Genomic DNA, 11,808 nt, shown 5'->3' with positions numbered 1-11,808 from the left:
TAAAGGAATTTTTCGTGAGCAGTCCAACGAATCTTAAAGCCCAGTCCAACGATGATGAAATTGATTTGATCCCGCTTGTTCAAGCATTGTGGAAAAGCAAGATAACTATTATTGCAACCACCGTAGTGGGTATCGTGGTGTCTTTGGCACTCGCAGCCACATCACCTGAACAATGGACTGCCAGCACTTACATCACCAAACCTTCACTGTACAGCCTGTATAAAGAGCTCAATGAAAAAGACGCTCCCGTCACTGCCAGCAAGCTGGGTGCGGAAACCAAGCTGTACAGCACTATCCAGAACGATGTGTTCTATTCCGCCATGGGCGTCATGGCTGCCAAATCCGTTAGCTTGAAAGACACTCCACCAAAATCAGGTGGAAGCGAGCCCGTGCTCTATATCGCCTCAACCACTGCCACCAGCGCAGAACTGGCCACTGCCCAGCTGAAATCTGCGATGGCGACCGCCAACACGGAAGCCATAGCACTAAACTTGCCGACATTGGCTACCAGCAATACATTAAAAGCATTTAACACCCTTGACGATGTAAAAACCTCCACCACTAATAGCACTAAGAAATTTATTTTTCTGGGTGCCTTTTTAGGGCTGATTTTAGGAAGTGTCTTTGTCATGGGTCGTTTTCTGATCCGACAATACAAACAGTCGAATGGAGTCTGAGCTGAGCTATAGAAACTCTTCAATCAGGAAGAACGTGGCGCAGACCAGCAGGGAAGCAACAAAAACAATAAACAATTTCGCGGAAAAAGTTGTTTTCATCAAGAGTACTTTAAAAAGTAGAATAATGGCCCTAAGCCATTATTGCACCGTGACTGGTTTTTTTCACCGTAATTTTGCTGAACGCAACGCGCCCCTGCTGACGAACCTCTCCCCTTGCGTCAAGAAAAAACCTGCGCCCGTCAGCACGGGTTTAATTTTCGTTCAGCTTCGGTTCAGGTTGGATCCAAAATCGATAGCTTGTAACATATCTGTCATATTTAAATGACAAGGATGTGTTTTGAGCTTTCCTGACAGCAGTGTGCTCCAGAGTTTCCCCTCGACATTCAACCACCGCAACGCCACGGTCTTCACCACGCAGAGCACTGATGACAGCGCCCTGCAGGCGATTCAAGACCTGATCGACACCCGCTACCAGTTAAAAGACCGCGTCAGCGCCCCGCTGAAAGGAATGGAAAGCGACCTGTTCGCCAAATCCCAACCGCTCGACAGCCTCAGGCCCAAATTGCGCGTCACATTCGGCCGCTCAAAGCGCGACGGCACATTCGACTGGCCAGTGGAAGAGGTCATCAACACCTTCAGCGCACAGAAACGCGGCGCCCCCGTCGCCGGCCTGTATGGCTTCGGCTACAGAAAATCAGCGCTAGGCCTGATCCAGGAGTTTTTCATCTTCACCGAGATGCTCGACGGCTACCTCAGTGGACTGGCTTGGCTTGAACAAGAGCGCGACATCCACAGCCTGATCACTGCATCGTTCAAATTGCTGCGTACCCTGCACAGCAAAAACGTGGTGCACATGGACTTCTGGGTCGAAAATGTGATGATCAATCTGGCGCATCCTACCCTCGCCAAGGCGATCGACCTGGAAAACTGTTTCCTCACTCCGACAGAACACCTCAGCGAGGTACTCGCATTCCAGTTCGGTTTCTATTATCGGCGGGAGATTTTCCGGTTCGTCATCGAGCAGGATTACGATCGTATGGTCATGGAGGAATTGGGTAAATATGAAGGGATTGATCGCAATCGCTTTGATGAAATGTACGCGTCAAGCAAGCACGAAAACATAAGCCGTCGAGCGCGGCGTGAGATTTTTCATAAAGGGTCCACTGTTACAAGTTGATCCAGCCGGCCGACTCAGTTGCCTGAAGCAACGCCATTCGTCGCGCAGCCATCCGGATGGCTGCTCACTGAAACGCTCCCCATGGCAACACCACCCAGACTCATGTTGGTGGTGTTGCGTATAGCACTTCCGACAAATAACAGAGTAAAATTAAGCAGGTGAGATCGCTGAGCCCTCTGCTTTAACGAGGGGCCGAGGCGCTAGTTTCTGCCTGATAATTTTCTGCATTGGAAGTTCAAAATAATGATAGCTAGCCAGCGCCAAAACCACCAGAACCACCAAAAACAATAGCAATGAATAAGGCGAGTAGAAAACTTCTAGATTAATTTCCAGCACCACCGCAAGGCTGTAAAACACCAACTGCAACGGAAAATGCAAGAGATAGACGGAGTAACTTATATCTCCCAAAAACGAAATCTTTCTACCCAACACACCTCGCCACGCTTCCACTAATGCACACATCAATATGACACTTGGAAAAACCACTGCCGTTATTGAGTATTTGGAGAGCCTGAAAATTATGCCAGGTATGCGAAACTGCTGCGACGCCGGAATTACAGCCTCCAAGGCACTGCCGACCACATCAGAAAAGAAGGGGGTTTTGAAGTCTGCATACACCAGATAGCAAAGAAAAATGGCGATAACCGTGAATAAAACGGCCAAGAGCTTCAGGTATTTAGAAGCTGTTATTTTCGTGAACAACCAAAACGTCAACCCGCCAATGAAGAAAGAAAAAACCCCTCGCCCTACATCGGAGGCAACTTGTATAAGCGCTAAACCGATGATAGCGATACACGCGCCCACCCAGTATCGTCGCCTAGACAAAAGGCAGACCAGAAAGAACAAAATATATAAAAGCGCCTCAACAGACAACGACCACGCCGGACCGTTGAAGGAGTGCTCATTATTAAACAACCAACTGTTCACCATGAAAACATTGAGTACAGCATGATAGAAGTCGACATTTTCAAATGCAAACACGCTTCCCGTCTTTGAGCGTACAAAAACCTGGGCAATCAAGACAAACAGAAACGTTGCAAAGTGGAGTGGATACAATCTAGAAAAACGCATGACAAAAAAACTGAACCCGCTGACTTTTTTACTCCTTATCGCATCTGCATACAGCCAGTAAAAAACAAAACCCGATAATGAAAAAAACAAATCAACCGCCAGCCAGCCATAATTATAAAAAACACCAAACACATTATAAAAAGGCTGAGCGTCCATTCTGAAAGGTGACGTTATGTCCACCTCCAAAAAATAGCGCCAATGCACAAGCACAATTACGAGAGCGGCTACACCTCTTAAAACATCAAGGGAATATAGATGTTTCGGAAAATAATTATTTGTTGTCATTCGTGCCCTGCATTGTGTCTATTTTGATAACGTCTCGAAATATTACAGCACAATGGTTGTAAATCGCCATTACTTCAGTGCTTACCTCGCACGCCTCGTTGTGCCGTCGGTGCCGCGACTCCTCCTCCACGTCAAAAGCCCATCCACCTCTCCCGCCCCCCTCAGCACACTCGGCAGTACATTACATTGCTCGCGGTAAACACCGAATCAACCCAAAGGCCCTCCCGCTGTATCAGATGCGCACAGGCTTGCCGTTGAGGCGAAGCCATACCGCGTGAGAGATAGACTCATGCTCGTGGAGTGAGAAGAGCAGGATTAGGCGGTCATTTCAGGGCGCAGACACCGCACAACCCACCTGAAGCGACCGGCTTGAAGTCGAACGCCTGGCTTTCCTGATAAACTGCGTTGCAATCCCGGTTACCCCGTATTTGCAACGTTTAGCTTGTCGAGTCACCCGCGCGTTTACATGCGGGTGATCGCGCCCATCTCCGGTTGCTACGGCCTCGAATTCAATCGGCAGAACGTAGCAACCGCTTTTGAAGACACGTGAAGCGGACAAAAACTGCTGTATTAAAGATTAGTATTAATGACTTCCGAAAATACCGTATCCCCAACAAGCAACAGCCAAGCCAGTCCTGAGCTGTCTCGCCGCTTCAGCGTCGCGCCGATGATGGATTGGACGGACCGCCACTGCCGGTTCTTCCTACGCCTGCTCTCCAAACACGCCCTGCTCTACACCGAAATGGTCACCACGGGCGCCATCCTCCACGGCGACCACGAACGCTTCCTGCGCCACAACGAAGCTGAACACCCTCTAGCCCTGCAATTGGGCGGCAGCGTTCCCGCTGATCTGGCCGCCTGCGCGCGCATGGCGCAGGCGGCCGGCTACGACGAGGTGAATCTGAACGTCGGCTGCCCCAGCGACCGGGTGCAGAACAACATGATCGGCGCGATCCTGATGGCGCACCCAGCCCTGGTGGCGGATTGTGTGAAGGCGATGCGTGACGCAGTAACGATCCCGGTGACGGTGAAGCATCGCATCGGGATCAATGGGCGGGACAGTTATGCCGAGTTGTGTGATTTCGTCGGGACGGTGAAGGACGCGGGCTGCACCAGTTTTACGGTGCATGCGCGGATTGCGATTCTGGAGGGGTTGTCGCCCAAGGAGAATCGGGACATCCCACCGCTGCGCTACGACGTCGCGGCCCAGTTGAAGCGAGACTTCCCCGAGCTGGAGATTATTCTCAACGGCGGAATCAAGACGCTGGAGCAGTGTCATGAGCATTTACAAACGTTTGACGGGGTCATGCTGGGGCGCGAGGCTTATCACAATCCGTATTTGCTGGCGGAGGTGGATCAGCAATTGTTTGGCAGCACGCAGCCGGTGATCAGTCGAGCCGAGGCGCTGGCGCAGTTGCGGCCTTACATTGCCGAACATTTGGCCGGTGGCGGGACGATGCACCACATTACCCGGCATGTGCTGGGGTTGGGCACGGGTTTTCCGGGGGCGAGGAAGTTCAGGCAGTTGCTGTCGGTGGATATTCATAAGGCCCCGGACCCGCTGGCATTGCTGGAGCAGGCGGGAGCGCTGCTAGAAGGGCGTTGAGCGTTCTGAAGGTTTTAGGGCTGCTTCGCAGCCCAACGGGAGCAAGCTCCCTCGCCACAGGGATCGAGTCTGGCCATTTGTGATTGGGTTGAACCTGCTGGCCGTTTTGCCCTCCTATTTAACAGCCAGACCTGCCATTCAAACGGCTGTTTTCAGGTTGTTGCCCTCGCAAACGATCGAACGCATTTGCGCCCTTGAGCGCCTGCCGGCGCTCGGGTAATGTCATCAGACCCATAGGACAGAGCACGCCCATGACTTCCAAGCTGGAACAACTCAAGCAATTCACCACTGTCGTTGCCGATACTGGCGATTTTTCCACCCTCGCCAAGCTCAAGCCGCAAGACGCCACCACCAACCCTTCCCTGCTGCTCAAGGCTGCGTCGATCCCTGCGTATGCCAAGCTGCTGGATGAGGCCGTGCAAGACTGCAACGGTGACGTGGGCTTGGCCAGCGACCGCTTTGCGGTGGCAGTGGGTCAAGAGATCCTCAAAGTGGTACCTGGGCGTATCTCCACTGAGGTGGATGCCCGCCTGTCGTTTGACGAAGCCGCTATTCTCAAGCGCGCACACCGTCTGATCGACCTGTATGACAAAGCCGGCGTTGGCCGCGACCGCGTGCTGATCAAAATCGCTTCCACCTGGGAAGGCATCCGCGCCGCCGAGCAGCTGGAAAAAGAAGGCATCCAGACCAACCTGACCCTGCTGTTCTCCTTCGCCCAGGCCGTGGCCTGCGCAGAGGCCGGTGTGTTCCTGATCTCGCCGTTCGTGGGCCGTATCTACGATTGGTACAAAAAGGCCAATGGCAACGACTACACCGGTTCGGATGATCCGGGCGTGCAGTCGGTGACGCGCATCTATAACTACTACAAAGCCAATGGCTACAAGACCGTGGTGATGGGCGCGAGCTTCCGCAACCTCAGTCAGATCGAGGAGCTGGCCGGGTGTGATCGCCTGACCATCAGCCCGGACCTGCTGGAGAAGCTGGCGGCTGACGAAGGCACGCTGGAGCGCAAGCTGTCGCCAGGCCATGCCGGTGAAGCCCGTGTGCATTTGACTGAAGCGCAGTTCCGCTGGGAGTCCAACGAGGACGCGATGGCAACAGAGAAGCTGGCCGAGGGCATCCGTCAGTTTGCTCGGGACCAGGAAAAACTCGAAGCGCTGTTGTCCGCCAAGCTGTAAAGCAGCCACGGCAAAAAGGGCGGTCACCCTCACGGGGACCGCCCTTTTTTCATGCTTCGAATTCGTCTAGATCAATGCCGCTCCAGCGCATTCACCAGGTCATGGAACGCTTCGCGATTGGACTCGTTCAACCCCATCAGGATCTTGTGCGCTTCCAACACTTTGACCCGCACCACTTCCTCGGACTGGTCCTGGGACGGGAGGTCAGTCAGGCACTCCGGGCACGGAATCGGGCGGTCAACGATGTTGAACACCTGGTCGAAGCCCATGGACTGCAACAGACGCGTGATGTCTTCGTGGGTGGTGACCACAGTCGGCAACAGGCCGACCTTCTGCCGAGACAGAATGGATAACTTGGCCAGCAAGCCAAGGGTGGTGCTGTCGATGCTGCGGGTTTCGGTCAGATCGATCACGATCGCCGAGAAATTCAACGCTGTGAAGATCCGCTCAATCGTCGCATCCAGCGCCGAACACAAGGTCAGGCGCACTTCACCGACAAATTTCAGGACGAAGGTCCCGTCTTGCTCGGCGAATTGGATTCTTCCGGTACTCATCAAAGATTCCTGCTCAACACCAATAGGGCGATATCATCCGGCATCTCCCCTAGCGTGGCCAATCCAAAAACCTGCCGCAGGCCATCCAGGCTGCCGCCCGCCGACTTGACCTTTTGGGGCAAGGCGGCTTCTTTCTCTTTGAGTGTAGGCTCTGGAAGAAGGTCCAGGATGCCGTCTGACATCAGCGTGAGGCTGAACGTCGGCGGCAGCTCCAGGATGTGGTCTTCGTAGGTGGCTTCATTGAACAAGCCAACCGGTAGACCACGCCCTTCCAGGTAACGCACACTGTCAGGAGTGTATAAAACCGGCATCGGCAGGTGACCACCGATGCTGTAGGTCAAAAGACCGGTTTCTTCATCAATCACGCCGCCAACCATCGTCACGTGCTTGCCCAGCTTGCAGCTGATCAGGCCCCGGTTGATGTGGCCCAGCACCTCGGAGGGGGTGAACTCCGGCAAGGTGCCATTGCGCTTTGATTCGAACAGCAACCGCGTGGTCATGAATTTCAACAACACGGTGACAAAAGCCGAAGAAGCACCATGACCGGAGACGTCGGCCAGGTAGAACGCCACACGTCGCTCATCCACACGGAAGTAGTCGACAAAATCCCCCGACAGGTACAGCGACGGGATGATCTGGTGAGCGAACTGGAAGTCGTCGATGGTCCAGGGGCTGACCGGCAGCATGTTCATCTGCACCTGGCGACCGGCATTCTGGTCTTCCTGGAGCAGGTTGAGGCTGGCTTCGAGTTCGCGGTTGGCGGTTTCGAGCTTTTCGCGGTAGCGCTGGTTCTCCACCAGCAGGCGTGCACGATCCAGGGCACGACGCACCGAGTGCTCCAGCACCGCCAGGTCTTCCAGGGGCTTGATCAGGTAGTCGGCGGCGCCCAGGCGCAAGGCTTCGACAGCATCGTTCATCACCCCGGCACCCGACACCACAATCACCGGCGTCTGCGGGGCGAGCTCAGTCACCTGGCGAATCAGCTCCAGGCCGCCCATCTGGGGCATGCGCAGGTCGCAGATCACAAGGTCGGGCTGGTCGCGCTCGAATACCTGGAGACCCTGTTGGCCATTGCTGGCCTGCAGGACGCTGAAGCCACTGTCTTCCAAATAGGCCGCGAGGCTCGCGCGCACTACTTCGTCGTCATCGATTATCAGCAGCGTGGCACTGGTTTTTTGCATGTGGGCAAACGGCGCCAGAATTAGGTTGGCGTAGGTGGCGCGACAATGGCCGGGCTCACGTACTGGATTCGCTTTCTAGCCTCTCTGTCCTACAAAGCATTGGGATTTTCCCCATGCACAACGGTAAAGCAGAGGTGCCCTTCTAAGGCGCAGACGGTACTCCCATCCGTCAGGGGTTTCAAGCTCATGCCGATGGTCGCCGGGCGTCTTTACACCGCAAATCACCGGGAGTTATAAGAACAGGCACGACCACAACACAAAGTAAGGATGAAGCCCATGAGCGAACACGAGCGCGACTACGCCGAAAAACGCGATTTCATCCGCATGCGTGTGGATGCAGACGTGTCCCTGATCCATGCAGGGCAAGAGATTGCCGGGGTTTGCGTGGACCTTTCCAGTTCCGGCATGCAGGTGCAGGCGCCTCGCCAGTTCAACGTAGGCGACCTGCTGACCGTGCGCATCGATTCGGAGCACGCCGCGCTGAAGGGGCTAGAGGCCGAGACCGAGGTGGTATGGGCCAAGGCCACGGGCCAAGACCAGCACCTGGGCCTCAAGATCCTGAAAATGCGCTGAAAACCGCGCACAAAAAAGGCGACCGCTGAGGTCGCCTTTTTCATTTCAAAACGTCACAACTTAAAAGTCGTCGACGACCTTGCCGTCCTTTACCTTGAACTCACGGTTCTGCAGGTAGGCGTTACGGATGAAGGTGTACTTGTCACCGGTGATCAGCTTCTCGCTATCGAGCAGGCTGGCACGGGTGTCGACGATATTCAGGCCGAAAGTACTGTTGCGCCAGCCGATATCGTTCATGTAACGGTACGGTTGGGTGTAGCTGTCCACGTACTTGGACGGCGCATCACGCAAGGTGCTTGGGCCGAGCAGAGGCAGCATTACGTAAGGACCGCTGCCGACGCCCCAGTAACCGAGGGTCTGGCCGAAATCTTCATCGCTGCGTTGCAGCCCCATTTTGGTGCCGACATCGATAAAGCCCAGTACACCGAAGGTGGTGTTGACCAGCAAACGCGCGGTGTCGACACCGGCATTATGCGGCTTGAGCTGCAGCACGTTGTTGGCCAGGTTGCCTACGTCGCCGATGTTGCGGAAGAAGTTGTGAATGCCATCCTGTACGAACTGCGGCGTCACGAACTGATAGCCCTGGGCCAATGGCTTGAGGGCATAGGTATCTACGGTATCGTTAAAGGTGAAGATCGGGCGGTTGACGCTTTCCCATGGATCATCTTCCGACGCGGCCTGTGCGGCGAAAGGCGCCAACAAGACAGTGGCACACACCGACAGCTGAGCGAAGTAGTGGCTCCAGCGCATAGCTTTTGCTCCTTGAATGGTCTGTCATGGGCGCTATGCCCTGAATAAGGCCGTCAGTATATGACGGAAGTTGGCAATTAGGCAGTAACTAGGAAATGTCACAACAAAATGGACAAATTTCCTACAATTCACAATCCTGTCATCGACTTGTCATCCTGGCTCGATAGCGTTGGTGCTATTTCAGGGATGTCGACATGCCTCACGCCGAGATAGCCATCGCCAGCGCACCCACCTTGACTGCCGTCCTGTTTGGCTTGAGTGGCTGCCTGGTGGACTTCGGTTCCCGTGCTCGCACCGACTCGCCCTCCCTTGAATCCCAGGCTACGCCCGGCGCCCTGAACATCCTGCGCAGTCTCAAGGAACAGGGCATCCCTTGCGCCTGGCTGGATGAACTGCCTCCCGCCGTCACCACCCCGCTGGCCGCCACGCTGCCTGCGTGGGTCAAGGCGACACCACCCTCCTCCATTCGCTGGCCTGCGCCCCACGCCTGCTGGCAAGCCTTGATGCAGCTGAACATCGAACGCCTGGAAGGCTGCGTCTTGGTCAGCGGCGAACCGCGCTTGCTGCAATCCGGGCTCAACGCCGGGTTGTGGACCATCGGCCTGGCCTCCTGCGGCTCGCTGTGCGGCATGGCGCCGGAGCAATGGCAGGCGCTGAGCGAACAGGAGCGCGAGCATAAGCGCGGCAAGGCCACCGTCGCCCTGTACGGGCTGGGCGTGCACTCGGTGATCGACCACCTGGGCGAACTCGGCACCTGCCTGGCCGACATCAGTCTGCGCCAGCTCAAAGGCGAGAAGCCCTGACACGGATCATGCACACTCGACGCCAGTGGATTACTCTACAGGTCAGCCCGTAGACCTTTCTCGGCGTGCCGCGGTCTATGCCAGTGCCTATCGATAAAAGGAAACACGTCATGCCTGATCGCAAAAAACTGGAAGAACAGGTCGAAATCCTGCGCGGGCAGTTGGAACAGGAACCGCCGCTGTCGGAAGAAAAACGTGAAGCGCTGGAAGCCTTGATTGCCAAGTTTGAATTACAACTCGAACTGGAGCCGGCCACTCAAACACCGAGTATTTCCGACGATGTGAATCAAGCGGCCATCGAGTTCGATGCTGAGCACCCGGTTATTTCCGGGACATTGCGCAATATCATGATCACCTTGGGCAATATCGGGATCTGACCGCAAAAAGCCCCGCAATCGCGGGGCTTTTCAATGTTACTGACGAGCCAGGCGCACGTTCTGGAACGCCACGTCTTCCGTACTGCGATACGGGTTGATATCCAACCCACCCCGCCGCACATACCGCGCGTACACCGTCAGCTTTTCCGGCTTCAGCAAGCGCTGCAAATCCAGGAAGATGCGCTCTACGCACTGCTCATGGAAGTCCGAGTGCTGGCGAAAGCTCACGATGTATTCCAGCAGGCTAGCGTGATCCAACGCGTGACCACGGTATTGCACCACCACACTGCCCCAGTCCGGCTGGCTGGTCACCGGGCAGTTGGATTTGAGCAGGTGACTGTGCACGCTCTCCTCGACAACGCGCGAGTCATCGCAACGCAGCAATTCCGGGCGCGGATGCTCGTAGTTGCTGACGCTGATATCCAAATCGTCGATGCACGCACCTGGCAACGCCATCACGCCTTCGGCCTCGATCTCGGCCAGGCTGCGAATGCGCACGCTCACAGGCGCACCGGCGGCCGCGCTGAGGTCGGTGCGCAAGGTGGTTTCCAGGCTGGCCGTATCGGCAAAGGCGGTCTGGTTCAACGAGTTGAGGTACAGTTTGAACGACTTGGACTCGATGATGTTCGGCGAGTCGGCCGGGATGCTGAACTCACCGATGGCCACCACCGGCTTGCCCGACGGCAGCAGCCACGACAGTTCGAAGCAGTTCCAGAAGTCCACGCCCTTGTAAGGCAGGGTCTCGGCGCTCAGGCCCAACTCGGCCCACTTGGCGGCACGCGGGATCGGGAACAGCAACGAAGGTGTGTAGGTGGAGATGTATTCACTGGACTTGCCCAGCGGCGAATGTTCGGCTGCGGGATGCATGGCGGAAACCTGGCTAAATAAACCGCGCCAGTCTACCAGCCTTTGCCCCCGCGCCTAAGCGCCAGCGGATCAATCGACGTTGAGCTTGCCGACCATGCCCGCCTGGTAATGCCCCGGAAGGTTGCAGGCAAACTCCAGGCCCGTGGCCTTAGTGAACGTCCAGATCAGCTCGGCGGTTTTGCCCGGCTCGACCAGTACGCTATTGGGGTCATCGTGTTTCATCGCACCGTGGCCCATGGCTGCATGATCCATCTTGCCCATGCCCGTTGCCGTCAACATGCCGCTGGCCTGCATCTGCAGCATTTCCTTCTGGTGTTCGGCATGCATCGCCGCGTCGCCCAGGTTGAATTCGTGGAGCAACTGGCCTTTGTTGACCAGTACAAAGCGCACGGTCTCACCGGCTTTCACGTCCAGGGACTTGGGCGAAAAGGAAATGTCCTGCAGGGTTATTTCCACGGTACGCGTGGCTTTGCTCGCCGGCGCAGCCTCGCCGAAGGCATAGGTGTGGGCCGCATCGGCCATCGCATCAACACTCAATGCCAACAGGCAACCCGCCAACAACAGGGGTGTACGCAACGCCATCGGTCTTCTCCAAAAATAGATGAACAGCTTGGGCAGCACTCTAAGATTGCGTCGCTGCCAGCCAGCTGACTGCTAGATTACAACTTTGTCAGGTTGCTCCCCCGCCCTGGCACTCAAGGTATAAAGC

The 11,808-nt window shown here is 55.7% G+C and carries 13 protein-coding genes; 7 read left to right on the top strand and 6 right to left on the bottom strand.

Annotated elements, in window-relative coordinates:
• Window positions 1-14 precede the first annotated feature (14 nt).
• Complete coding sequence (locus OZ428_RS09610; RefSeq protein ID WP_269133213.1) at window positions 15-677, top strand: Wzz/FepE/Etk N-terminal domain-containing protein; 663 nt, start codon at window positions 15-17, stop codon at window positions 675-677.
• Between the two features lie 337 nt (window positions 678-1,014).
• The gene (locus OZ428_RS09605) at window positions 1,015-1,854 is read left to right on the top strand and encodes a hypothetical protein (protein WP_269133212.1); all 840 of its coding nucleotides are present in this window, start codon (window positions 1,015-1,017) and stop codon (window positions 1,852-1,854) included.
• Between the two features lie 150 nt (window positions 1,855-2,004).
• Here the strand turns inward: OZ428_RS09605 and OZ428_RS09600 are convergent, their stop codons facing one another.
• The gene (locus OZ428_RS09600) at window positions 2,005-3,210 is read right to left on the bottom strand and encodes an acyltransferase family protein (protein ID WP_269133211.1); all 1,206 of its coding nucleotides are present in this window, start codon (window positions 3,208-3,210) and stop codon (window positions 2,005-2,007) included.
• A gap of 586 nt (window positions 3,211-3,796) precedes the next feature.
• Here OZ428_RS09600 and dusA point away from each other — a divergent pair.
• A complete protein-coding gene (gene dusA / locus OZ428_RS09595; protein ID WP_269133210.1) occupies window positions 3,797-4,816 on the top strand; it encodes a tRNA dihydrouridine(20/20a) synthase DusA in 1,020 nt (339 codons plus the stop codon).
• A gap of 251 nt (window positions 4,817-5,067) precedes the next feature.
• Window positions 5,068-5,994, top strand: a complete 927-nt coding sequence (gene tal / locus OZ428_RS09590) for a transaldolase (RefSeq protein WP_033902559.1) — start codon at window positions 5,068-5,070, stop codon at window positions 5,992-5,994.
• A gap of 71 nt (window positions 5,995-6,065) precedes the next feature.
• Here tal and rssC read toward each other — a convergent pair whose 3' ends face one another.
• Together rssC and rssB are read right to left on the bottom strand one after the other, a co-directional pair.
• Window positions 6,066-6,548 (bottom strand): anti-sigma factor antagonist RssC, encoded by a 483-nt coding sequence (gene rssC, locus OZ428_RS09585; RefSeq protein ID WP_003172602.1) that lies wholly within the window; start codon window positions 6,546-6,548, stop codon window positions 6,066-6,068.
• Window positions 6,548-7,729 (bottom strand): two-component system response regulator RssB, encoded by a 1,182-nt coding sequence (gene rssB, locus OZ428_RS09580; RefSeq protein WP_016975286.1) that lies wholly within the window; start codon window positions 7,727-7,729, stop codon window positions 6,548-6,550. The genes rssC and rssB overlap by 1 nt, the downstream gene beginning before the upstream one ends.
• 276 nt (window positions 7,730-8,005) lie before the next feature.
• On the opposite strand from rssB, the gene OZ428_RS09575 reads away from it, so the two are divergent.
• Window positions 8,006-8,302, top strand: coding sequence for a PilZ domain-containing protein (locus OZ428_RS09575; RefSeq protein WP_269133209.1), 297 nt, complete (start codon window positions 8,006-8,008; stop codon window positions 8,300-8,302).
• Between the two features lie 60 nt (window positions 8,303-8,362).
• Here the strand turns inward: OZ428_RS09575 and OZ428_RS09570 are convergent, their stop codons facing one another.
• Window positions 8,363-9,052 carry an MlaA family lipoprotein gene (locus OZ428_RS09570; RefSeq protein ID WP_010212030.1) on the bottom strand — a complete coding sequence of 230 codons (690 nt, stop codon included), beginning with the start codon at window positions 9,050-9,052 and terminating at the stop codon, window positions 8,363-8,365.
• Window positions 9,053-9,246: 194 nt separating this feature from the next.
• Between OZ428_RS09570 and OZ428_RS09565 the strand changes: the two genes are divergently transcribed.
• Window positions 9,247-9,855, top strand: coding sequence for a hypothetical protein (locus OZ428_RS09565; RefSeq protein ID WP_061435738.1), 609 nt, complete (start codon window positions 9,247-9,249; stop codon window positions 9,853-9,855).
• 110 nt (window positions 9,856-9,965) lie between these two features.
• Entirely contained in the window at window positions 9,966-10,232 is a 267-nt protein-coding gene (locus OZ428_RS09560) for a DUF4404 family protein (RefSeq protein ID WP_005786202.1), read from the top strand.
• 36 nt (window positions 10,233-10,268) lie between these two features.
• Here OZ428_RS09560 and queF read toward each other — a convergent pair whose 3' ends face one another.
• Both queF and copI read right to left on the bottom strand, forming a co-directional pair.
• The gene (gene queF / locus OZ428_RS09555) at window positions 10,269-11,099 is read right to left on the bottom strand and encodes an NADPH-dependent 7-cyano-7-deazaguanine reductase QueF (protein ID WP_269133208.1); all 831 of its coding nucleotides are present in this window, start codon (window positions 11,097-11,099) and stop codon (window positions 10,269-10,271) included.
• Between the two features lie 69 nt (window positions 11,100-11,168).
• Entirely contained in the window at window positions 11,169-11,681 is a 513-nt protein-coding gene (gene copI / locus OZ428_RS09550) for a copper-resistant cuproprotein CopI (RefSeq protein ID WP_269133207.1), read from the bottom strand.
• Between the last annotated feature and the right edge of the window lie 127 nt (window positions 11,682-11,808).

This window comes from Pseudomonas sp. GXZC (genome assembly GCF_026967615.1).
Classification (GTDB): domain Bacteria; phylum Pseudomonadota; class Gammaproteobacteria; order Pseudomonadales; family Pseudomonadaceae; genus Aquipseudomonas; species Aquipseudomonas azotoformans_A.
This window is presented reverse-complemented; position numbering and strand designations above follow the sequence as displayed.